Origin of the sequence: Nocardioides xinjiangensis (assembly GCF_017916455.1) — a bacterium.
GTDB classification, from domain to species: Bacteria; Actinomycetota; Actinomycetes; order Propionibacteriales; family Nocardioidaceae; genus Nocardioides; species Nocardioides xinjiangensis.
Genome location: NZ_JAFMSY010000005.1, coordinates 158364 through 180049, shown reverse-complemented (window position 1 = coordinate 180049; position 21686 = coordinate 158364). Strand labels below are relative to the sequence as shown.

Sequence of the window (21686 nt, the reverse complement as noted above, 5' to 3'; positions counted from 1 at the left end):
CGGACTGAAGTCTAACGAGGGGGTCGGGCCGAACCGGTGAGGCGGCGCATGCCCCGGGCCGACGCCATGGCCCGGATCACGTTGCGGGCCTCGGCCCGGCCGCCTCGCACCGGGCTGAGCAGGACGACGACGAGGGTGATCAGCCACGGCTTGAGGCGGACCAGCGCGTTCTCCCCGTGGCGCAGGTGCACCACGAAGAGGTTGCGATACATGTAGAAGCCCTTCCACCCGGCGAGGTCGTGCTGCTGGTCGAAGTCGAGCTGGCGCACCAGGACGGCGTCGCGCACCGCCCAGATGCGGTGGCCGGCGTGACGGGCCCGCACGGCGTAGTCCGCGTCGTCGTAGAAGATGAAGAAGGCGGGGTCCGGGAAGCCGATCTCCGCCACCACGCCACGGCGGGCCATGAAGCCCTCGAAGGCCACGTTGTGCACCTCGACCAGCTCGGGCATCGACGCGCGGTCGGCGTACACGGTGTCGACGGCGGCGCGCTTGGGACGGATCGCGAGCGGGTTGCGCAGGTCGAAGTCGGTGGCGGCCTTCTCCACCAGCGCGCCGGAGGTGTCCTCGCGCACCGCGATGAGGCAGTCCTCGTCGACGGCCAGCAGCCGCTCGAGGCAGTCGGGGGCGGGCACCACGTCGTCGTCCATGAGCCACACGCGGTCCCAGCCACCGTCGTACGCCGCCCGCACGCCGGCGTGGAAGCCGCCGGCCCCGCCGAGGTTGGTCTCGCTGGTGGTGACGACCAGCGGCAGGTCCGTGCGTGCGTCGAGGACCTCGCGGGTGTGGTCGGTGCTGGCGTTGTCGACCACGATCACCGCGTCGGGGCGGTGCGTCTGGGCGGCGAGCCCGTCGAGCATGCCGACGAGCAGGTCGGCGCGGTTGTAGGTCACCACGACGACCGCCACCGTCTCCCCTCCGGGCCGGGCGGTCGGGGCCGTCACGACAGGAACCTCCGGTGGCCGTCGAAGTCGCCGGCGATGCCGGCGCGCATCGCGCCCAAGCTCAGTCGCAGCCGGGAGAGGCTGGGCCGGGTGAAGGTGTAGAACCAGGCGGTCTTCACCACGAACGCGATCGCGTGCAGCGGTCCGCGGTAGTCGCGCAGGTTGACGAGGTTGTTGCGGGCCATGCAGTAGTGCTTGAGGTCGCTCGGCGAGTCGTTGTAGGTCGTGCGCCCGAACATCATGGGCGTGCCGAGGTTGCCGACGCTGGGGTGTCGCACCGTCGCGGTGACCACGGTGGCGACGCGCGCGCCGGCCTCCTCGGCGCGCAGCCGGTACTCGTGGTCGTCGCCCCAGATGAAGAACTCCTCGCGCGGGAGCCCGATGCGGTCCACGAGCTCCTTGGTCACCAGCACGCCGTTGAAGGGGATGACGATCCCCTCGATGCGCTCGCCCCGCGCCGCCCGCCGCACGTCGTCGACGGCGTGCACCACCCGGGTGGTGCGCGGCAGCCGGATCGGGAAGACCAGGCGCCCGGGGTCGGCCTCGTCCACGACGAGCGGGCCCCAGAAGTCGAGGTCGTCCTCGAGCAGGAGCCGGTCGAGGCAGTCGAGGTCGGGCAGCCCGTCGTCGTCCATCAGCCAGACGAGGTCGGCCTCGCGGTCGATCGCCCAGGCGAGGCCGTCGTGGAAGCCGCCCGCGCCGCCGCGGTTGGTGGGCAGGGTGCGCGCCCGCAACGGGATCTCACCGGTGGTGGGCCGGGCCGCGAGCCACTTCCCCGTGCCGTCGGTCGACGCGTTGTCCACGACCAGCACCTCCGCCAGCCCGTCGACCTCGCCGAGGCGCTCGACGAGCCGCTCGAGCAGGGGCAGCCGGTTGAAGGTGACCACCACCGCGACGACGCGGGGCAGGGGTCCGGTGGTCACGCGTACACCCTAGGGGCCGGGCGAGGACCGTCAGCAAACCGCGCCGAGGTCCTCCGACTGGTTCGCGGCGTAGCCGGTGGAGAGCGAGCCGAGGGAGCCCCCGGTGACGGCCGGGGGCGCGCTCGGTGTCGCCGGCGCGGCCGGCGTCGACGCGCCGCCGTCCTGCGGGGTCGTGGCGCCGCCCTGGGGCGCGCCGGGGTCGCCCCCGTCGGCCGCCTCGACGGTCTCCGCCGGCGGCTCGCCGGCGGGCGCGCGGCCCTCCGCCCTCGCGATCGCCGCCTCGACCTTGCGGTGGATGAGGGCGATGTCGGGCTCGGCGGTGTTGATCATCGGGGGCACCAGCGACAGCGTCGCGATCTTCTGGCTTCGCGCCTTGAGCGCGAGGTCGACGAACCGGTCGACCTCCCCGCGCGGGAGGTCGGTGGAGACCATCGCCGAGCTCGCGCCGGCGATCTGCTCGAAGTTGCGCAGCGCCACCTGCGGGCTCACCTGCTGCAGCATCGCGCTCATCACGCACTTCTGCCGGGCCATCCGGGAGTAGTCGTCGGATCCCTCGCGGGCGCGGGCGAACCACAGCGTGTCGTGCCCGTCGAGGACGCGGGTGCCCGGCTCGATGTAGTGGAAGGTCTTCTCGTGGGGCAGCCCGACGGGGATCGGCTGGCGCACCGTCAGCTCGACGCCACCGACCGCGTCCACGAGGTCCTTGAAGCCCTCGAGGTTCACCATCGCCCAGTAGTTGATGTCGAGGCCGGTGATGCCCTCGACGCCCTGGACGGTGGCGTCCACGCCGGGGTTCTTCGATCCCCTGAACAGCTCGGCGTGGTCGAGGGCCCACGTGGAGAGCCCGTTGAGGTACATCCCCTCGACGTCGAACCCGTCGGGGAACTGCTCGTCCATCACCGAGCCCTCCGCGAAGGGGAAGTTCTGCATGTTGCGCGGCAGCGAGATCAGCACGGTCTTGCCGGTCTCGGCGTCGATGCTCGCGACCGTCATCGAGTCGGGCCGCAGGCCCCAGCGGCCGGCTCCGGAGTCGCCACCCATCAGCAGCACGTTGTAGCGCCCGTCGGCGGCGTCGACGGCGTCCCCCTCGCCGAACATCGAGATCATGAAGTCGCGCTGCACGCCGACGACGTGGGCGCCGAAGAGGAGGGCGCCGGCGACGCTGAAGCACAGGAACCCGTTGACGCCGACCACGGCGAGGCGGTGCTGGCGCTGCAGGGTCAGCGGCTGGCCCAGCCGCCAGGCGTCGACGAAGAGGTAGGCCCAGCCGACGGCGAGCGCGACGAGGCCGAGGCGGAGCACCTGCAGGAGCGTGGTGCTCGTGCCGGCCCAGAACGCCAGGCCGTGCCAGAAGTACGACGTGACGACCGCCAGCACGCCCAGGACGAGCAGCGAGAGCCAGGTCCACGTCGCGACGCGCCCGACCCGACGGTTGCCGGACACGAGCTGCGCCGACCCGGGGAGGACGAGCGTCATGACCATGAGGGTCACCGCGCGGCGGAACCGCACCCGCTGGGCGCGATGGTGCGTCGTGCGCGGCTGGTGCGACCCGGAGGGCGGGACGGGCGGCATCGGGGGTACCTCTCTGCTGGGGGAAGTCAGCCCGCCCAGTATCACCAGTCACATCCGTCCCACAGCGCCGCGACGCGCCGGGACAGCCCCGTCAGCGGCTCAGGCCTCGCGACCCTCGTCGATCTCGGCCTTGCGGGCCAGCCGGTGGGCGCGGCGGATCTCGGCCTCGCGCTGCCGTCGTACGTCGCCGGGCGTCTCGGTCTCCAGGGGCGGCACGGCTCGCGGCTTCCCGTCGTCGTCGATGGCCACGAAGACGAAGTAGGCGCTCGCGACGTGCACCGGCTCGTCGGAGGCGTTGCCCCACGGCTGCGCCTCGACCCGCACGCCGATCTCCATCGAGGAGGTGCCGGCCCAATTGACTTGGGCGTAGGTCTTGATGATGTCGCCCACGTGCACCGGCGCGAGGAAGGTCATCTCGTCCATCGCGGCAGTGACGGCTGGCCCGCCGCTGTGCCGGTGCGCCACGGCCCCGGCGGTGGAGTCGGCCAGCTTCATGATCTCGCCGCCGTGCACGTTGCCGAGGAGGTTGGCCTCGCTGGAGTGCGCCATGATCCCGAGGCTCACCCGGCTGTACGACGTCGGTCGGGCTGCGCTCATGCTGCGCACGGTAGCGTCCCTCCCCATGGCTGATCGTCCGCAGGGCTCCGGGATGCCCGAGAAGGGAACACCCGAGTACGACTGGCTCTACGGGAGCCAGTCGCAGACGCCGCCGAGCGACGCCACGCAGCGCGTGCCGGCGCAGGCGGGCGACCGGGACGCCCGGCCCGACGAGACCCGGGTCATGCCGGTGGCCCGTCGCGAGGCGCGTGGCGGCGGCAGCGGGTCCGGCGGCCGGCCGCCGACGGGCCGCACGCCGGCGGCCGCCCCGCGGCCGAGGCGTCGGTGGCGCCCGCGCCTCCGGCTGGGCTTCGTCCCGCTGCTGCTCCTGCTGCTGCTCGTCTACCTCGTCGGCGTGCCGCTCTACCACTGGACGGCGATCGACAAGGTGGACGCGGCGCCGAGCGGCGACCGGCCGAGCGACCAGCCCGGCACCAACTACCTCATCGTCGGCTCCGACAAGGCCGACGACCTCAGCGACGAGCAGCGCGCGGCGCTGCGGACCGGGGAGCGGGGCGGCACCAACACCGACACGATCATCGTCCTGCACACCGGCTCCGGCGGCCGGACGATGATGTCGATCCCCCGCGACACCCTCACCGAGGTCCCCGGCCAGGGCACCGCGATGATCAACTCCGCGTTCTCGACCGGCGGGCCTCCCCTGCTCGTCGCCAGCGTGGAGCAGCTGACGGGGATCCACATCGACCACTACGTCGAGCTCGGCTTCGGCAGCGTGATCAACACGGTGGACGCCTTCGGCGGCGTGGAGATCTGCCCGAAGCAGGACATGAGGGACCCGATGGCGCGCCTCGACATCGAGAAGGGCTGCCAGGAGGTCGACGGCCTGACCGCGCTGGCGTACTCCCGCTCGCGCCACGTTACCGCGCTCAGCGACCTCGACCGCGTGGCCCGCCAGCGCGAGGTCATCAGCGCGCTCGGCGACGAGGCGCTGTCGCCGTGGACCTTCGTCAACCCGGTGCGCTACTGGCAGATCAACGCCGCCGCGTCGGGCGCCATCCGCGTCGACGAGGAGATGAACCCGCTCGACCTCGGCAGGTTCGCCCTCGCCATGACCGGCGACAGCCAGACCTGCACGATGCCCAACCTGCCTGCCCCGAGCGACCCCAACCGGCTCGTCGCCGACCCCGACCGGGCCCCGGCGCTGTTCGACGCGATCATCGAGGACTCGACGGTGCCGAAGCGCGCCTGCACCCCGACGGGGCGCGCCCGCTAGCCCCGGCGACCGACGAGCAGGTGCTGAAGCCGCACCTCGTGCCCGGGTGCGACGCCGTGCGCGCGGTCGAGCTCGAGCACGTCGTGCAGCGGCGTGACCGTGACGTCGACGAGTCCGCCGCGGACCATCGCGTCGCGCACCTCGTCGATGCTGCCGGCATCGGCCAGGGGGAGGTGCCCCTCGGGCCGCTCACCGTAGAGGTCCCCCAGGCCGTCGGTGAACCACGTGCTGTCCGCCATGGCCACCACGCCGGTCCTGCTCGACCCGGTCCCGGGTCGCTGGCGCAGCTCCCCGAGCTCGTGGATCGACGACGGGGTCTTGTCCCCACCGCCGGCCGGACGTACGCTCACGATATATCGCGATACGTCACCGATAGGTCTGGCCGCCCGGTCGACATCGGCCTCCGGTACGTCCGCCGACACCGACCTGCACTCCGACCGACACCCCCGACCGACACCCCCGACCGACACCCGAGGGAGCACCGACATGGGACACCACTGGCCCGGCGCCGACTGGCCCGAGAGCAACGACCGCGGCGACGACCACCGGCGCCCGAGCGCCAACGACTGGAGCAGCTGGGGACAGGCCTTCAGTGGCGGTCGTGGGCGCCGACCGAGCGGCCCACCGCCGTGGCTCGGCGAGATCTTCGGCTTCACGAGCGCCCCGCAGCGCCCGCAGCAGCGCGGCCCGCGGGTCCGCCGCGGCGACGTCCGCACGGCGATCGTCGACGTGCTGCACCGCGCCCGCAAGGCCGACGAGCCGATCAACGGCTACCAGGTCATCCAGGAGATCGCCGAGCTCAGCAACGGCGAGTGGCGCCCCTCCCCCGGCTCGGTCTACCCGACCATCCAGCAGCTGCAGGACGAGGGGCTGGTGGAGTCCGACGACGCGCGGGGGCGCCGCACGATCCGGCTCACCGACGCCGGCGCCGCCTGGGCCGAGGACAACGCCGCCGACCTCGCAGCGGTCTGGGCCCCGTTCGCCCGCACCGAGCAGGCGGTCGCGGACCAGCCGTCCGGGCACGCCGACATCAAGAGCGAGATCGGCCAGGTCGTCAGCGCGGTGTGGCAGCTGGTCACCCAGGGCTCGGAGCAGCAGCGCCGGGCCGCCCTCGACGTGCTCGTCGACACCCGGAGTCGTCTCTACGGCATCCTCGCGGACGGACGGGACGGCGAGCGATGACCGCCCCCGACCCGCGCCTGCGCATCGCCGACAGCGACCGCGAGCGGGCGATGGCGGACCTCGCGATGCACTACGCCGACGGCCGCCTCGACCACGAGGAGTACGACGAGCGGCTCGACGCCATCTGGACGGCGCGGACCCGGGCCGACCTGGCCGTGCTCTTCAGCGACCTCCCCCGGCTCGAGGCACCGCAGCCGGCGAGGACGGTGGCGCGGTCGCAGCACCCGGCGGGGAGCCGCTCCCGGGTCCCGCTCCTCCCGGTCCTGGCGCTGCTGTTGGCGCTGAGCATCCTGCTGGGCGCCCCGCTGTGGCTGCTGGTGTTCCCCCTCATGTTCTTCACCGGTCGCCGCCGGGGCATGGGCTGTGCTCCGCCCCACGGACACGCCGACTACCGGCGGCCACGCCGCTCGCACGGCTGGTAGACCCGGGCCCGGCTGGAGCGCGACGGGGCCGTGCGGCCCCGTCTGCGAGCATGTCCCTCGTGAGGTCGACGCGAGTGGTGAAGGCGCGTGCGCCGCACGCCCTCGCGCGGGCCGCGGCCGCCACCGCCGTGACCGTGACGAGCGCCGCCTCCGCCCACACCTGGGCCGGCGGCGACGTGCCGACCGGCCCGGGGCTCTCGCTGGTCGCGGCGGTCGTGCTCGCGAGCAGCCTCCTGGTGTTCTGCCGGGACGTGCCGGGGTGGGCGCTGCTGCCGGTCGTGGCGATCGCCCAGCTCGGCGTGCACGAGTCGTTCGGCCTGGTCGCCCACCACCACCCGCCGGCGCCGGCGGCTCCTCCCGGCGACGCCGGCTGGACCTGGCAGATGGGCCTGGCCCACCTCGTCGTCACGCTGGTCACCGCCGTCCTGTGGTGGGCGGGCCGGCGCGCCGCGTCGTACGCCGTCTCCCTGGGCGAGCACCCGACCCTGCTCGTGGCGAGCTGGCTGCCGCGACCGCCGGCCGGCGCGCCCGCACGCCCGTCCCTCGTCCACCTCCTCGTCTCCCCGCGGCGCGGGCCACCCCTAGCGGTCCCGTCCGCCTGAGCCCGCCACGGGCTCGGGTGGCTCCAGCGACCTCAGACCCGCACCACGCCCCAGGAGAGACATGTCCATCCGCACGATCGCGCGCCTCGGCGCGCTCCCGGCCGCCACCGCGGCCATCGCCCTCTCGCTCGCCGCGCCCGCCGGCGCGCACGTCAGCGCAACCGTCTCCGACGCCTCGGCCGGCGCTTACACGATCGCCACCTTCAGCGTCCCGCACGGCTGCGAGGGCTCGCCCACCACGAAGGTCGAGATCCAGGTCCCCGAGTCGGTGCTGTCGGTGACCCCGACCCGCAACCCGTTCTACGACGTCGAGACCACCACCGCGCAGCTCGACGAGCCGGTGGCCGACGGCCACGGCAACGAGGTCACGGAACGCACCGCGTCGGTCGTCTACACCGCCACGACCCCGCTCCCCGACGGCCAGCGCGACACCTTCGAGCTGTCCTTCCAGGTCCCCGACGCCGCGGGCGAGACGCTCGCCTGGCCGACGATCCAGACCTGCCGGGAGGGCGAGACCGGCTGGACGCAGGTCCCGGCCGACGGGCAGGACGAGGACGAGCTCGAGGCCCCGGCCCCGTCGTTCGAGGTGCTGCCGGCGGCCGAGGGGACCGGCCACGACGACGCCACGGCCGGGACCGCGGACGACACCACGGCCGAGGCCGACGACGCAGCCGAAGCCGCAGGTGCGGCCGGGAGCGCGGACGCGGCCGCCGACGACGAGGACGGCACCTCGGCCCTCGGGTGGGCCGGCCTGGTCGCGGGCCTGGCGGGGCTCGCCGCGGGCGGACTCGCCCTGGCCCGCACGCGCAGGTCGTGACCGCGGCGGCGCGCCCGGCGCGGCGGCACCGGAGCCCCTCCACCGGACGGGCCTCGGTCGCCGCCGCGCTGGTCGCGCTCGCGCTCGTGTTCCTCGGGGCGACGCCCGCCTCCGCGCACGCGGAGCTCATCGAGACCGACCCCGCCGAGGGCGCCGTCGTGCAGACGGCGCCCGAGACGGTCACGCTGACCTTCAACGAGCCGGTGCGGCTCACCGCCCAGGAGATCGCGGTCTACGACGCCGCGGGCGGCGCCGTGCCGTCGACCGCCACGGCCGGCGGCACGGAGGTCAGGGTCGGGCTCACGGGGGCGGCGGACCTGGCGGACGGCACGTACGTCGTGTCGTGGAACGTCCTCTCCGGCGACGGCCACCCGATCTCGGGGGCGCTGACCTTCTCCGTCGGCGCCCCGAGCGCGTCGGTCACCCCGCCGCCCGAGGCACAGGCCTCCCCCGGCAGCGTCACGGTGCTGCGTGACGCGCTCACCGTGACGTCCCTCGTCGGCCTGCTCCTCGCCGCTGGGCTCGCGCTCTTCACCGCGCTGGTCCTGCCACGCTCGTGGGCCGGTCCCGACGTCCGGACCCGGCTCCGCCTCTGGACGAGGTACGCCGCCCTGGCCGGGGTGACGGGCGCGGTCCTCCTGGTGCCGGTGGCGTCGGTCTACGCCCAGGGCCTCGACCTCCACAGCTCGCCGAGCGCCGTGGACCTGGGTCTCGTCGCGAACGACGTCCTGGCCGCGGCCCTCCTCGCGGCGGGGCTCGGCCTCGTCGCCTGGGCCGCCTCGGCCGCGCCGCCGGACCGCACCCGGGGGCGGCTCCTCGTCGCCGGGGCCGTCGTGGCTCTCGCAGGGCCGGCGCTGGTCGGCCACAGCCGGGCCTTCACCCCGTCGCCGCTGCTGGTCGCGGCCGACGTCCTGCACGTCGCCGCGGGGGCCGTCTGGCTCGGTGGCCTCGTCGGCCTGGTGCTGACGCTGCGTGCCCTGTCGGGCCGCGAGGTGCTCGCCGCGCAGACCCTGGCGCGCTTCTCCACGCTGGCCGGGGGCGTGCTCCTCGCGGTCGCCGCGACGGGCACGTTCCTCGGCTGGCGGATCCTGGGCTCGCTGACCGGACTCGTGGAGACGCGCTACGGCTGGCTGCTGCTCGCCAAGGTCGGGATCGCGCTGCTGGTCGCCGGCCTCGGCGGGTGGAACCGCTGGCGCACCCTCCCCGCGGTCCGCCGGGCGACGGGCTTCGGCGACCGCGAGGCCGCCGCCGCCGCGGTCACCCGGACGGTGCGCGTCGAGGCCGTGCTCCTCGTCGCCCTCCTCGGCGTGACGGGCGTCCTGGTCAACCAGTCCCCCCGTCCCGCTCCCGTGCAGGCGGAGTCCGGTGCCACCGGCGTGGGCACGGCCTCCCTGGGCGACCTGCGGGTGCTCGCGGTCATGGACCCGAGGCGCACCGGCAGCAACGCGCTGCTCGTGCAGGTGCAGGACGCGGCCGGGGAGCCGTACGACCCGCCCGCCACTCCGGTCGTCGAGCTGCGCACCGAGGGGCTCGACATCGGCGCTGTCGCGGTCACGCCCATCGCCGCGGGCACCTACCGGGGCGAGGTCGTGGTCCCGCGCGCCGGCGTGTGGGAGGTGCAGGTCGGGGTCGAGCTGAGCCGGTTCGAGAACCCCGTGACGACCGTCAGGCTGACCGTGCGACCGTGAGCTCCACCGGCACGGTGTGCAGGAAGCCGTCGACCCGCACCTGCGCGAAGAGGCGGTAGTCGCCGGGGTCGGGGATCTCGGCGTGGAAGGTCAGCTCGGAGCCGTCCTCGGTCACGTCCGGCGCGCCGAGCGGGTGCAGGTGCACCATCGCCCCTGTCTCGCGGTGGAAGCCGGTGACGTGCGCGTAGGCGCCCAGGTACGTGCCGAGCTCGACCGGCCGTCCCGCGGCGTCGCGCACGACGAGACCCAGCTCGCCGTCGAGCCCGGCGGTCGGCGCCTCGGAGACGGTCACCGACACGGCCCGGTCCTCGGCCGCGGTGTCGCCGGGATCGCCCGGGGGCATGGCGATCGGCCGGCCCAGGACGACGTGGTCGCCGTTGCCGCCCTCGTCCACCGCGACGAACTCGGTCACCACGCGGTAGGCGCCGGCGTCGGGGACGTCGAAGGGCGCGGACCACGTGCCGTCCGCGTCGCGGGTGGGGTGCAGGTGGCGGAACACGGTGAGCTCGTCGTTGACGAGGTAGAGGTGCAGCTCCTTGGTGAGCTCCTCGACGTAGTCGGTGACCGGCGCGCCCTCGGAGTCGTGGATGCGGAAGCGCACCTCGCCGGTGCCCTCGGGCTGTTGCCGGACCTGCAGGCCCGCGAGGGAGTAGCCGACCTCGCTGACGCGGGTCCCGTCGCCGACAGGCAGGGACGTGTGGCCCTGCCCCGGCGCGTGCGTGTGGCCGGCCTCGACCCGGCCGTCGTCGCCTCCGCTGCAACCGGCCAGCACGACGGCGCCCAGGGTCAGCGGGACGGCGTACCGGAGGAGGCGTGTCACGCGCCCAGTATGCCGACGCGGCGGTGGTGAGGATCGGCCGGTCGACCCGTCACCCGGCGGGCCCTTTCAGAGCTCGGACTGCACGCCCGCCAGCAGCTGGCGGGCCATCACGATGCGCTGGACCTGGTTGGTGCCCTCGTAGATCTGGGTGATCTTGGCGTCGCGCATCATCCGCTCCACGGGGTAGTCGCGGGTGTAGCCGTAGCCGCCGAGCACCTGCACGGCGTTGACGGTGACCTCCATCGCGACGTCGGAGGCGAAGCACTTGGCCGCGGCCCCGAAGAACGTGAGGTCGTCGTCGCCGCGCTCGGAGCGGCCGGCGGCGGCGTAGGTCATCTGCCGCGCGGCCTCCACCTTCATGCCCATGTCGGCGAGCATGAACTGCAGGCCCTGGAAGTCGGCGATCGGCCTGCCGAACTGCTGGCGCTCCCTGGCGTAGCCCAGCGCGTGGTCGAGCGCTCCCTGCGCGACACCGACGGCCTGGGCGGCGATCGTGACCCGGGTGTGGTCGAGGGTCCTCATGGCCGTGGCGAAGCCGGTCCCCTCCTCCCCGATCATCCGGTCCGCGGGGACGCGGACCCTGTCGAGGTAGACCTCGCGGGTCGGGGACCCCTTGATGCCGAGCTTCTTCTCCGGCGCGCCGAAGGAGACGCCCGGGTCCGACTTCTCCACGACGAAGGCGGAGATGCCGCCGCGGGTCTTCTTCTCGGCGTCGGTGACCGCCATGACGGTGTAGAACTCCGACTCGCCGGCGTTGGTGATCCAGCGCTTCACGCCGTCGATGACCCACTCGTCGCCGTCGCGCACGGCGCGGGTCCTCATCCCGCCGGCGTCGGAGCCGGCCTCGGGCTCGGAGAGGCAGTAGGAGAACCCGCCCTCGCCGCGAGCGAGCGCTCCCAGGTAGCGCTTCTTGAGCTCCTCGGAGCCCGCGATCTGCACCGGCAGCGAGCCGAGCTTGTTGACGGCGGGGATCAGCGAGGACGAGACGCACGCGCGCGCGACCTCCTCGATCACCAGCACCGTGGCGAGCGCGTCGGCACCGGCGCCGCCGTACTCCTCCGGCACGTGGGGTGCGTGGAAGTCGGAGGCCAGCAGCGCCTCGGCCGCCTCGTGCGGGTAGCGCGCCTCCTCGTCGACCGCCGCGGCGTACGGCGCGATCTTGGCGTCGGCGACCGCGCGGACGGCCTCCCGGATGGCCTGGTGCTCCTCGGAGAGGGCGTACAACGGGAACTCGCTCATGGCCGAATTGTAGGACGTCCATGCTTTCTGGAGCAGCCGTCTACGGTGTGGTCATGACCACGTCGAGCGCCGCGCGCCATCGCTGGCAGGATCCCGAGACCGTCGACCGGATGCTCGACGAGGCCGCCACCTGGGCGGTGGTCGGCCTGTCGGGCGACCCGTCGCGCACGGCGTACTCCATCGCCGCCCTGCTCCAGCAGCGCGGCAAGCGGATCGTCCCGGTGCACCCGCAGTTCGCCGACCCCGGTGCCGAGCCGGTGCTCGGGGAGCAGGGCTACGCCACCCTCGCCGACGTGCCGTTCCCCGTCGACGTCGTCGACGTCTTCCGGCGCTCCTCGGCTGCCGGCGAGTTCGCCGACGAGGCGGTCCGCATCGGCGCCGGCGGCGTGTGGTTCCAGCTCGGCGTGGTCGACGAGGCGGCGTTCGAGCGCACGGTGGCCGCCGGCGTCCCGATGGTGATGGACACCTGCCCCGCGATCGAGTGGCGCAGACGGGGCCGGTGACCGGGGGCGCCTCAGACGACGCCCATCGCGAGCATGGCGTCCGCGACCCGGAGGAAGCCGGACACGTTCGCGCCGAGCACGTAGTCACCGGGCCGTCCGTAGTCGTCGGCGGCCTCGGCGCACCGCGCGTGGATGCCGGCCATGATCTCGGCCAGCCGGGACTCGGCGTGCTCGTGGGTCCAGGAGTCGCGCGAGGCGTTCTGCTGCATCTCCAGCGCGCTGGTCGCGACGCCGCCGGCGTTGGCCGCCTTGCCCGGGGCGAAGAGCACCCCCGCGTCCACGAAGACCGCCACGCCGGCGGGCGTCGTCGGCATGTTGGCGCCCTCGGCCACCACCGTGCATCCCTGCTCCACGAGGGTCCGGGCCGCGGACTCGTCGAGCTCGTTCTCGGTGGCGCACGGCAGCGCCACGTCGCACGGCACGTCCCAGATCGAGCCGCCCGCGACGTACGACGCCGCGGGACGGCGCTCGGCGTACTCGCTGATCCGCGCGCGCTCGACCTCCTTGAGCTGCTTGAGGAGCTCGAGGTCGACACCCGTCTCGTCCACGACGTAGCCGGCCGAGTCCGAGACCGCCACGACGGTCCCGCCGAGGGCGTGCACCTTCTCCACCGCGTAGATCGCCACGTTGCCCGATCCCGAGACCACGACCCGCTTGCCGTCGAGCGACTCGCCACGCTCGCGCAGCATCTCCTGCACGAAGAACGCGGTGCCGTAGCCCGTGGCCTCCTTGCGCACCGCCGATCCGCCCCAGCCGGTCCCCTTGCCCGTGAGCACCCCGGACTCGTAGCGGTTCGTGATCCGCTTGTACTGCCCGAACAGGTAGCCGATCTCCCGGCCCCCGACGCCGATGTCACCGGCCGGGACGTCGGTGTACTCGCCGATGTGGCGGTAGAGCTCGGTCATGAAGGACTGGCAGAAGCGCATCACCTCGGCGTCGGAGCGGCCCTTGGGGTCGAAGTCCGAGCCGCCCTTGCCCCCGCCGATCGGCATGCCGGTGAGCGCGTTCTTGAAGACCTGCTCGAAGCCGAGGAACTTCACGATGCCGAGGTAGACGCTGGGGTGGAAGCGCAGGCCGCCCTTGTAGGGACCGAGCGCGGAGTTGAACTCCACGCGGAAGCCCCGGTTGATCTCCACCCGGCCGGAGTCGTCGACCCACGGGACGCGGAAGATGATCTGCCGCTCGGGCTCGCAGATGCGCTCGATCACCCGCGCGTCGGCGTACTCCGGGTGTCGCGCGACGACCGGGCCGAGGCTGTCGAGCACCTCGCGCACAGCCTGGTGGAACTCGTCCTCGCCCGGGTTGCGGCGCACGACGAGGTCGTAGATCGAGTGCAGTCGGGAGTCGTCAACGGTCACCAGCGAACCCTAGGCAGGCCGTCGCGGGCCCCGACACCCCCGTCCGAGCCTCGGGCTCGGCCGAGCACGGTTGAATGGACGGATGCGCGACCTCCACGTCCCGCCGGGCCCGGGGCTGCCCGAGGGCCTCGTCGTGCCGGCGGCCGAGCTGGTCGAGCGGTTCTCCCGCTCACCCGGCCCCGGCGGCCAGTCGGTCAACACCACCGACAGCCGCGTCGAGCTGGAGTACGACGTCCGGTCGGCGAGCAGCCTCACGCCGGCGCAGCGGGCGCGCGCCCTGCGCCGGTGGCCCGGCGGGGTGGTCGCGGTCGCCGCCTCGGAGCACCGCTCCCAGCACCGCAACCGCGTCGCGGCGCGGGAGCGGCTCGCCGGCCTGCTGCGCGACGCCCTCGCGCCGCCACCGCCGCCGCGGCGCCCCACCAGGCCGAGCCGGGGCGCGAAGGAGCGGCGGCTGCAGGAGAAGAAGCTGCGCAGCCGCACCAAGTCGCTGCGCGGCCGCGTCGCCGAGTGAGGGACGAGGCGGTCCACGACCGCCTCGCCCGCCGACCTCAGGCGGAGATGCCCGCCACGGCGCCCTCGACCGGCGCGACGCCGCCGAGCTGCGCCAGGGCCTCGTCCATCACCCGCTGCACGGCGAGCGTGTCGTCGAGGGGCACCACCGGGCTCTCGAGGAGCCCGTCGCGCAGGCACTCCTCGACGTGGCGGATCTCGTGGGCGTAGCCGCGTCCGGTGCGAGGGACGACCAGCTCCTCGGCGGCCTGACCGGCGCGGCGCACGACGAGCCGGTCGGGGTGGTGGAACGGCGGGCCGATCTCGATCGAGCCGCTCGTCCCGACCAGGACCGCGTGGCACCCCGTCTGCGCGGTGAGCGACGTGGCGAGCGTGGCACCGCGGCCGTCGTCGTAGGCCAGCGAGATCGAGGCGGTCGCGTCGGCGCCGTTGGGGAACAGCGTGCCGGTGGCCCGCACCCGGTCCGGGGCGCCGAGGAAGTGCTGGGCCAGCGAGATCACGTAGACGCCGAGGTCGAGCACCGCGCCGCCGCCGAGGGCGGGGTCGAAGAGCCGGTGGCCGGGCTCGTAGGGGCGGTGGGCGCCGAGGTCGGCGTGCACGGCGACGACCTCGCCGATCTCACCGGCGGCGACGAGCTCGCGGGCGCGGAGGACGGCCGGGAGCAGGCGGGTCCACATCGCCTCCATGCAGAAGACCGCCGACTCGCGGGCGGCCGCCACGACCTGCTCCGCGCCGGCCAGCGTCACGGTGAATGACTTCTCCACGAGCACCGGGATGCCGTTGCCGATCGCTGCCAGGGCGATGTCGCGGTGCTGCGCGTGCGGGGTGGCCACGTAGAGCACGTCGAGGTCGGCGGCGACGAGCTCACCGTTGGTCATGCCGGTGGCGCCCCAGCGGTCGGCGAGCTGCCCCGCCCGCGCCCGGCTGCGGCTGCCGATGGCGACCACCTCCGCGGAGGGGACGTGCTCGAAGTCGGCGAGGAAGGCCTCCGCCATGCCGCCGGTGCCCGCGATGCCCCATCGTGTCGTCACGCGCCGACCCTAGGCCCGCCGGGCCCCTCGCCGCCGGACCGCTCGCCGTCCGGGCGCCTCGCGACCGCCCGGCCGGCGGCGAGCCGGGAGACCGCCCCGACAGCGCCCTCCAGCGGTCCGCGGCGGCCCAGGCCGCTCACCACCAGGCCGAGACCGAGGAGGAGCAGCACGTGGAAGAGGTAGCTGTCGCGCAGGTCGTCGGGGAGCACGTCGGGCGCGCGGGCCGCGACGTGGACGGCGTAGAGGGTGAGGGTCATCGTCCCGGCACCGAAGAAGAGGGCCGCGCTGCGCCGGGCGAGCGGTCCGAGCGACTCCACGACCACCAAGGCGGTGCCGATGACGAGGAACGCCGCGCCGATGGTGTGCGCCAGGTCGAACGGGGTGGCGGAGTGCGGGGCCACGACCAGCAGCCACTCCCACGCCCCGCCTGCCGGCGTCGTGCCGTACAGGCCCTCGCCGATGCGGTCCAGGAGGGCTCCGGCGCCGTCGTCGCGTGCCGGCGGGTCCGTCATCAGCGCCTCCCGCACCGCCGGTCGCGCGGTGGACCACCGCGACGCCCCGGTGGCCAGCACGGCGAGGGCCGCGCCCCCGACGGCGAGCACGGCGACCAGCCGGCGCGAGGAGAGGTCCAGGCGGCCGATCGCCATGCCGGCCAGGACGTAGGCGAGCCACGGCACCGCCGGGTAGTAGCCGGTGAAGGTGAGCTCGGCGAGCAGCCCGGCCGGGTCGTCGACGACCTGCTCCGGTGAGGGGCTGTCGAACCCGCGCGCCGGCAGGTGCGGCCGCACGAGCTGGGACACCACCGGCGCGATGACCACCCAGCCGGCGGCGAGGGCCCCGAGGAGTGGGGCGCTGAGGCCGAGGAACGGCAGCGCCAGCACGAAGAGCACGCCGTAGTAGGTGAGGATCACGGCGATCCCCGAGTCGAGGCCGGCGAGCAGCAGCCCGACGCCGGCGACCAGCACGGCCCGCACCGCCAGCGCCACGGTGGCCTTGGCGCGCGCCTTCCCGCTGAGCGGCCGTCCCCGGCCCGTCACCAGGGCGATGCTGACGCCGGCGAGGACGGCGAAGAGGGCCGACGCGCGCCCGCCCGCCAGCCACTGCGCGACAGACAGGGAGCCGTCGGCGTCCCGGGGCTTCAGGACGTGCGTGGCCGCCATGCCCAGCAGGGCCAGGCACCGCGCCACGTCGATCCCGACGAGGCGGTCCGGCGCCGGCCCCTGGTTCAGAAGCCGAGCTTCCTGGGCCGCGCGGCCTCCCGGACGGCCTCGCCCTTGGCGTGCGCGGTCTCGGCCAGCGCCGCCTGGTGGTCGAGCAGCCGCTGCCGGAGCCCCGGATCGCTGGTGGCGAGGATCCGCGCGGCGAGCAGGCCGGCGTTCCGGGCGTTGCCGATGGCGACGGTCGCGACCGGGATGCCCGCGGGCATCTGCACGATGGAGAGCAGCGAGTCCATCCCGTCGAGGTACTTCAACGGCACCGGCACCCCGATGACCGGCAGGGGCGTGACCGCGGCAAGCATGCCGGGCAGGTGCGCCGCGCCCCCGGCACCGGCGATCACGACCGACAGGCCCCGCGTGTGCGCCTGCTGACCCCACTCGATCATCTCGGTGGGCATCCGGTGCGCGGAGACCACGTCGGCCTCCCAGGCGACGCCGAGCTCGGTGAGGGCCTCGCCGGCGGCCTGCATGACCGGCCAGTCGGAGTCCGAGCCCATCACGATCCCGACCTGCGCCCCGTCCTGCGCCCCGTCCTGGGCTCCGTCCGGCTGCTGCGTCTGGCTCATCGTGTCCCTCACTCGCTCTCGTCGCCGAGGTCGCCGCGGAACCACGCGGCGGCGTGCCGGGCGCGCTCGAGGCAGTCCTCGAGGTCGTCGCCGTAGGCGTTGACGTGGCCGACCTTGCGCCCGGGACGGAGGTCCTTGCCGTAGAAGTGCACCCGCAGCCGGGGGTCGCGCGCCATGGCGTGCGGCAGGCCGTCGTAGAGCCGGCCGGTGTCGGCCGGTCCGCCCAGGATGTTGACCATCACGGTCCAGCGAGCACGCGGAGCCGGCGACCCGAGCGGGAGGTCCATGACGGCGCGCAGGTGGTTCTCGAACTGCGACGTCACGGCACCGTCCTGGGACCAGTGGCCGGTGTTGTGCGGGCGCATGGCCAGCTCGTTGACCAGGATCCGGCCGTCGGTGGTCTCGAAGAGCTCGACGGCGAGGATGCCGGTGACGTCGAGCGCGCCGGCGATGCGGAGCGCGATCTCCTGCGCGTGCCCCGCCAGCGCGGGCGAGAGGTCCGGAGCGGGCGCGACGACCTCGTGGCAGATGCCGTCGAGCTGGGTCGAGGCGACGACCGGGTACGCCGCGGCCTGGCCGCTGGGGGCGCGGGCGACGAGGGCGGAGAGCTCGCGACGGAAGTCCACGAGCTCCTCGGCCAGCACCTCCACGCCGGCCGCCGCAGCGGCGTCGAAGGCCGCCTGCGCCTCGTCGAGGGCGCGCACGACCCACACCCCCTTGCCGTCGTAGCCGCCCCGCGTCGTCTTGAGCACGCACGGCAGCCCGAACGACTCGACGTCGGCCGACGAGGCGACCACCGCGTTGCGCGGGCACGGCACGCCGAGCTCGGCGAGGCGACGGCGCATCACGGCCTTGTCCTGCGCGTGGACGAGCGCGTCGGGCCCGGGGCGCACGGCCAGCCCGTCTGCGGCCAGGGCGTGCAGGTGCTCGGTCGGCACGTGCTCGTGGTCGAAGGTGACCACGCTGGCGCCCTCGGTCACCCGCCGCAGCGTCGCGAGGTCGGTGTGGTCGCCGACGACCTGGTCGGGGATCACCTGCGCGGCGGAGACGCCCTCGGCCTCGGCGAGCAGGCGCAGCGGGAGCCCGAGCGCGATCGCGGGCTGGGCCATCATCCGGGCCAGCTGGCCGCCCCCGATGACGGCGAGCGTGGGAGCACGGTGCACGGTCGAGGACACGACGGGGAGCCTATCGACCCGGGGTCGCCAGACCGGGCGAGGGCTCAGCCGGCGGCGGTGCCGGCGGTCTCGAAGCGCAGCCCGCGCCCACGGTGGGTGGTGATCAGCGTGGGCCGGCGGGGGTCGTCCCCGAGCTTGCGGCGCAACCAGCCCAGGTGCACGTCGATGGTCTTGGAGCTGGTGTAGAACGACGCCTCCCAGACGTCGGCCATGAGCTCGCCGCGCGTGACGATGTCGCCCGGGCGCGCCATCAGGGCGTGCAGGAGCTGGAACTCCTTGCGGGAGAGCCTGATCTCGCGGTCGCCGCGCCAGACCCGCCGCGCGGTCGGGTCCAGTCGCACGTCTTGCACAGCCAACACGCGCCGAAGGTAGGGACGACCGGCCCCACCGGTGGGCCTTTCGACGAGAAACGGCAAGTGGTCTGGTCCACTCGCCACCGTGCCTCGCTGTCGTGGCCCGCGCTCCCGTGCGTCGCCCGGGGGCGGGCCCTCAGCGCTCGCCCACGCCGAAGACCGGCCACCCGATCTCGGTGCGCCAGGCCGCCGGGTCGGCGGTGTCGCGCGGACCGACGAGGTAGGTCTCCCGCACCGGTCCGGCCACCGCCAGGGCGTTCGCGACCACCCAGGCACCGACCTCGCCGTAGGTGACGTCGATGTCGTCGTGGGGGCCGGTGTGGGTGGCGACGGCGAGCTCGACGGCCGGCAGCGTCACCGGGTGCACCCGGCCGCGGCGCGGCGGGCGCGCGGTCGGGCGGTGGACGAGCACGTGCCCGCGGCCCTCCTCGAACAGGGCGTTGTCGTACAGCCCCCCGGGCGCGCCGTCGCCGTCCTCGACGACCGCGTCGAGCTCGGCCATCGCGCCGGCGTACCACGCGAGGACGTCGTCGACGCCGACGTCACCCTCCACGGCGGCCACGGTGGTGGCCGGGACCGCGCGCACCTCCACGTGCACGGGCGCCGGGTCGGGGGCGAGGAGCCGGCGGAGCGAGGCGACGGCTCCCCGGGTCCGCTCCAGCTCGGCCTCCAGCCGGCGGAGGTGCTCGGCCACGAGGGCGCCGCGGGCGGCCGGGTCCGGCGCCTCGAGGATGCGTCGCACGTCCGCGAGCGGCACGTCGAGGTCGCGGAGGCGGTGGATCACCTGTGCGGTCGGGATCTGGTCCGCGCCGTAGGAGCGGTAGCCGGTCGCGGGGTCGACGGTCGCCGGGACCAGCAGGCCGGCCTCGTGGTAGCGACGCAGGGTCCGGATGCTCAGGTGGGTCAAGCGGGAGAACTCGCCGATCGCCAGCATGCCCCGCAGTGTGCACCCTCTCGCAGGGGGAGGGTCCAACGCTTGACCCTCGCCCGCACGGAACCGGCACGGTGGCCGACATGGACACGAACGCTCCCGACGCCGCCCTGCCTCCCACGATCCGGGCCTTCCTCGCCGCGCACGCCGCCAGGCAGGTGGACGCCGCGGCCCGCGCCTTCTCCTCCTCCCCCACCTCGCCACCGGTCGTCGTCGACGACGGGCACACCTACCGCGGGACCGAGGAGGTCCGTCACTTCCTGCGCGACGCCGGCGGGCAGTACACCTACACGACCGAGCTCGTCGGCGCGGAGCGCGTCGACGACACCCGCTGGGTGGCGGTCAACCGGATCGAGGGCGACTTCCCCGGTAAGGTCGCCGAGCTGCGCTTCCGGTTCACGCTCGTCGACGACCGCATCGCCGAGCTCGTCATCGCCCCCTGACGACCCACGCGGGTCCGCGCCCGGTCAGCGACGGCGTACGGCCACCGGCTCCACGAGCCCGAAGCCGCGGACCGGACGGGCGGGCAGGCGGCGGTTCTCCCACTCCTCGGCCGGCAGCAGGTCGGCGGTGTTCTGGTCGACGATGAGCCGGTTGCGGCGTGCGACCTGCGTCAGCCGGGCCGCCATGTTGACCGGCGGGCCGAAGATGTCGCCGAGGCGCTGGATGACCGGCCCGCTGGCCAGGCCGAGGCGCACGTCGGGCATCTTGGAGTCGCGCCCGATGACGTTGATGATGCCCTCGGCGACCCCGACCGCCTCCTCGGCGGTGGGGGTGACGAAGAGCACCGAGTCGCCGAGGCTCTTGATGATCCGCCCCCCGTAGCGGGCGACCACGTCCTGGCAGCGGCTCTCGAAGACCTCGACGAGGTCGCCGATCTCGTCCCGGTCGAGGGTGTTCGACAAGGCGGTGAACGAGACGAGGTCGGCGAACCCGACGGTCACGTCGATCGTGTGCAGGTCCTCGTCCTTGGCGCCCATCGCCTCGATCCGGCCGACGGCTGCGGCCAGGTGGCGACGCCAGGCGTAGACGAGCAGCCGCTCGAAGGGCGGGTTCACCTCCTCGATGAGGCGCAGCGCCGAGCCGATGCGCGAGCCGGTGGCCTCGTCGCCGGCCTCGAGCTCCTCCACCCGGCTGACGAGCGTGGAGACCTCCCAGTCGGCGAGCCGGGCCATCGTCTGGCCCACACCGCGGGTCAGGTTCACGGCCATGTCGAAGTCGACCGCGCCGGCGTCGACGAAGCCCATCAGCGTGGCGACGGCCTCGATGTCCGCCGCGGTGTAGGCCTTCTCACCGCTCAGCTCGGGGAAGCCGAGCGCGCGCCACAGCCGGCGGGTCTGCTCGATCGTCATGCCGGTCTCGGCCGCCACCTCGAAGGCGTCGAACGCCGGGGCGCTGCGCAGGATGGCCTGGTCGAGCTCCTCGCCCGCCGGCTGTCCCCCGTCCCGGTCGGGCGACCCGCCACGAGGAGTGCGGTCAGGCGCCATCGTCGCGGTGGTCGCCGCTCGAGAGGCGGTGCAGCTCGTCGGACACCTGGAGCTGGACCCGCTCCACGTCGGGGATGTCGTGCAGCTCGACCCGGCCCTCGGTGCTCGCGTCGGAGACCACCAGGGTGCCGCAGCCGAAGAGGCGGTCGATGACGCCGATCTCGAAGTCCACGCCGCTGATGCGGTTCAGCGGGATGGTGCGCCCCTCCTTCGCGACAAGGCCGGAGCGCTTGATGAAGCGGCGGTTGGTGAAGGTGTACGTCGTGGTCGACCACACCACCAGCGGGCGGACGACGAACCAGACGACCACCAGGACCGCGACGGCCCCCGCCACGAAGCCGACGACCGTGGAGTCGGTCACCGTGCTGAGCACGAGCACGGCGGCGACCACGAGGACGAGCACCAGCGCGGGACCGACCAGCGCCTTGGCGTGCGTCCGGGTGGAGACCACGACGTGTTCGCCCTCGTTGAGGAGCTTGGTCGGGAACGGCACGCGCCGATCATGTCACCCGGTGCAC

Annotated in this window: 25 protein-coding genes; 9 read left to right on the top strand and 16 right to left on the bottom strand. The window is 74.1% G+C overall.

From position 1 onward, the window contains the following. Window positions 1-11 precede the first annotated feature (11 nt). The 4 genes from J3P38_RS17150 to J3P38_RS17135 all read right to left on the bottom strand — a co-directional run bounded on the left by J3P38_RS17150 (window position 12) and on the right by J3P38_RS17135 (window position 4033). Entirely contained in the window at window positions 12-941 is a 930-nt protein-coding gene (locus tag J3P38_RS17150) for a glycosyltransferase family 2 protein (protein WP_210440236.1), read from the bottom strand. Further along, a complete protein-coding gene (locus tag J3P38_RS17145; protein ID WP_307807979.1) occupies window positions 938-1864 on the bottom strand; it encodes a glycosyltransferase in 927 nt (308 codons plus the stop codon). The genes J3P38_RS17150 and J3P38_RS17145 overlap by 4 nt, the downstream gene beginning before the upstream one ends. Window positions 1865-1894: 30 nt before the next feature. Beyond that, complete coding sequence (locus J3P38_RS17140) at window positions 1895-3340, bottom strand: LCP family protein (protein ID WP_246856403.1); 1446 nt, start codon at window positions 3338-3340, stop codon at window positions 1895-1897. A 195-nt stretch (window positions 3341-3535) separates the two neighbouring features. Beyond that, window positions 3536-4033 (bottom strand): acyl-CoA thioesterase, encoded by a 498-nt coding sequence (locus tag J3P38_RS17135; protein WP_246850115.1) that lies wholly within the window; start codon window positions 4031-4033, stop codon window positions 3536-3538. Window positions 4034-4058: 25 nt separating this feature from the next. On the opposite strand from J3P38_RS17135, the gene J3P38_RS17130 reads away from it, so the two are divergent. After that, window positions 4059-5267 carry an LCP family protein gene (locus J3P38_RS17130; protein WP_210504507.1) on the top strand — a complete coding sequence of 403 codons (1209 nt, stop codon included), beginning with the start codon at window positions 4059-4061 and terminating at the stop codon, window positions 5265-5267. On the opposite strand, the gene J3P38_RS17125 is transcribed toward J3P38_RS17130, so the two are convergent. After that, entirely contained in the window at window positions 5264-5617 is a 354-nt protein-coding gene (locus tag J3P38_RS17125) for a hypothetical protein (RefSeq protein WP_210504505.1), read from the bottom strand. The two genes, J3P38_RS17130 and J3P38_RS17125, sit on opposite strands and share 4 nt — an antisense overlap. 136 nt (window positions 5618-5753) lie before the next feature. On the opposite strand from J3P38_RS17125, the gene J3P38_RS17120 reads away from it, so the two are divergent. From J3P38_RS17120 to J3P38_RS17100, 5 genes are all read left to right on the top strand, one after another. Beyond that, window positions 5754-6449 carry a PadR family transcriptional regulator gene (locus J3P38_RS17120; RefSeq protein WP_210504503.1) on the top strand — a complete coding sequence of 232 codons (696 nt, stop codon included), beginning with the start codon at window positions 5754-5756 and terminating at the stop codon, window positions 6447-6449. Next, window positions 6446-6871, top strand: a complete 426-nt coding sequence (locus J3P38_RS17115) for a DUF1707 SHOCT-like domain-containing protein (RefSeq protein ID WP_210440229.1) — start codon at window positions 6446-6448, stop codon at window positions 6869-6871. Before J3P38_RS17120 ends, J3P38_RS17115 begins: the two co-directional genes overlap by 4 nt. Before the next feature lie 59 nt (window positions 6872-6930). Next, window positions 6931-7473, top strand: a complete 543-nt coding sequence (locus tag J3P38_RS17110) for a hypothetical protein (protein WP_210440228.1) — start codon at window positions 6931-6933, stop codon at window positions 7471-7473. Between the two features lie 61 nt (window positions 7474-7534). After that, a complete protein-coding gene (locus tag J3P38_RS17105) occupies window positions 7535-8290 on the top strand; it encodes a YcnI family copper-binding membrane protein (protein ID WP_210440227.1) in 756 nt (251 codons plus the stop codon). After that, window positions 8287-9978 (top strand): copper resistance CopC/CopD family protein, encoded by a 1692-nt coding sequence (locus J3P38_RS17100; RefSeq protein WP_210504501.1) that lies wholly within the window; start codon window positions 8287-8289, stop codon window positions 9976-9978. The genes J3P38_RS17105 and J3P38_RS17100 overlap by 4 nt, the downstream gene beginning before the upstream one ends. Here J3P38_RS17100 and J3P38_RS17095 read toward each other — a convergent pair. Together J3P38_RS17095 and J3P38_RS17090 are read right to left on the bottom strand one after the other, a co-directional pair. Further along, window positions 9956-10798 (bottom strand): hypothetical protein, encoded by an 843-nt coding sequence (locus J3P38_RS17095; protein WP_210504499.1) that lies wholly within the window; start codon window positions 10796-10798, stop codon window positions 9956-9958. The genes J3P38_RS17100 and J3P38_RS17095 overlap by 23 nt on opposite strands. Window positions 10799-10864: 66 nt before the next feature. Next, the gene (locus J3P38_RS17090; RefSeq protein ID WP_210440224.1) at window positions 10865-12037 is read right to left on the bottom strand and encodes an acyl-CoA dehydrogenase family protein; all 1173 of its coding nucleotides are present in this window, start codon (window positions 12035-12037) and stop codon (window positions 10865-10867) included. Window positions 12038-12090: 53 nt separating this feature from the next. Here J3P38_RS17090 and J3P38_RS17085 point away from each other — a divergent pair, with 53 nt between their 5' ends. Continuing rightward, entirely contained in the window at window positions 12091-12540 is a 450-nt protein-coding gene (locus J3P38_RS17085) for a CoA-binding protein (protein WP_210440223.1), read from the top strand. Between the two features lie 11 nt (window positions 12541-12551). Here J3P38_RS17085 and gdhA read toward each other — a convergent pair whose 3' ends face one another. Further along, window positions 12552-13901, bottom strand: a complete 1350-nt coding sequence (gdhA, locus tag J3P38_RS17080) for an NADP-specific glutamate dehydrogenase (protein ID WP_246851098.1) — start codon at window positions 13899-13901, stop codon at window positions 12552-12554. 79 nt (window positions 13902-13980) lie between these two features. On the opposite strand from gdhA, the gene arfB reads away from it, so the two are divergent. Beyond that, window positions 13981-14409 (top strand): alternative ribosome rescue aminoacyl-tRNA hydrolase ArfB, encoded by a 429-nt coding sequence (gene arfB / locus J3P38_RS17075; protein ID WP_210504498.1) that lies wholly within the window; start codon window positions 13981-13983, stop codon window positions 14407-14409. Window positions 14410-14446: 37 nt separating this feature from the next. Here the strand turns inward: arfB and J3P38_RS18490 are convergent, their stop codons facing one another. From J3P38_RS18490 to J3P38_RS17045, 6 genes are all read right to left on the bottom strand, one after another. Further along, window positions 14447-15439 (bottom strand): Gfo/Idh/MocA family protein, encoded by a 993-nt coding sequence (locus tag J3P38_RS18490; protein WP_307807978.1) that lies wholly within the window; start codon window positions 15437-15439, stop codon window positions 14447-14449. Next, the gene (locus tag J3P38_RS17065; RefSeq protein ID WP_307807984.1) at window positions 15436-16632 is read right to left on the bottom strand and encodes a heparan-alpha-glucosaminide N-acetyltransferase domain-containing protein; all 1197 of its coding nucleotides are present in this window, start codon (window positions 16630-16632) and stop codon (window positions 15436-15438) included. The genes J3P38_RS18490 and J3P38_RS17065 overlap by 4 nt, the downstream gene beginning before the upstream one ends. Window positions 16633-16664: 32 nt before the next feature. After that, window positions 16665-17222, bottom strand: coding sequence for a 5-(carboxyamino)imidazole ribonucleotide mutase (gene purE / locus J3P38_RS17060; protein WP_210440219.1), 558 nt, complete (start codon window positions 17220-17222; stop codon window positions 16665-16667). 8 nt (window positions 17223-17230) lie between these two features. Then, a complete protein-coding gene (locus J3P38_RS17055; RefSeq protein WP_374222623.1) occupies window positions 17231-18445 on the bottom strand; it encodes a 5-(carboxyamino)imidazole ribonucleotide synthase in 1215 nt (404 codons plus the stop codon). Then, a complete protein-coding gene (locus J3P38_RS17050) occupies window positions 18442-18756 on the bottom strand; it encodes a winged helix-turn-helix domain-containing protein (RefSeq protein ID WP_210440218.1) in 315 nt (104 codons plus the stop codon). Before J3P38_RS17050 ends, J3P38_RS17055 begins: the two co-directional genes overlap by 4 nt. A gap of 130 nt (window positions 18757-18886) precedes the next feature. After that, the gene (locus tag J3P38_RS17045; RefSeq protein ID WP_210504494.1) at window positions 18887-19684 is read right to left on the bottom strand and encodes a MerR family transcriptional regulator; all 798 of its coding nucleotides are present in this window, start codon (window positions 19682-19684) and stop codon (window positions 18887-18889) included. Window positions 19685-19764: 80 nt separating this feature from the next. Between J3P38_RS17045 and J3P38_RS17040 the strand changes: the two genes are divergently transcribed. Beyond that, window positions 19765-20124, top strand: coding sequence for a nuclear transport factor 2-like protein (locus tag J3P38_RS17040; RefSeq protein WP_210504493.1), 360 nt, complete (start codon window positions 19765-19767; stop codon window positions 20122-20124). A 24-nt stretch (window positions 20125-20148) separates the two neighbouring features. Here J3P38_RS17040 and J3P38_RS17035 read toward each other — a convergent pair whose 3' ends face one another. Beyond that, the gene (locus tag J3P38_RS17035; protein ID WP_210504491.1) at window positions 20149-21168 is read right to left on the bottom strand and encodes an adenylate/guanylate cyclase domain-containing protein; all 1020 of its coding nucleotides are present in this window, start codon (window positions 21166-21168) and stop codon (window positions 20149-20151) included. Continuing rightward, a complete protein-coding gene (locus J3P38_RS18485; RefSeq protein ID WP_210504490.1) occupies window positions 21158-21661 on the bottom strand; it encodes a PH domain-containing protein in 504 nt (167 codons plus the stop codon). Before J3P38_RS18485 ends, J3P38_RS17035 begins: the two co-directional genes overlap by 11 nt. Window positions 21662-21686 lie beyond the last annotated feature (25 nt).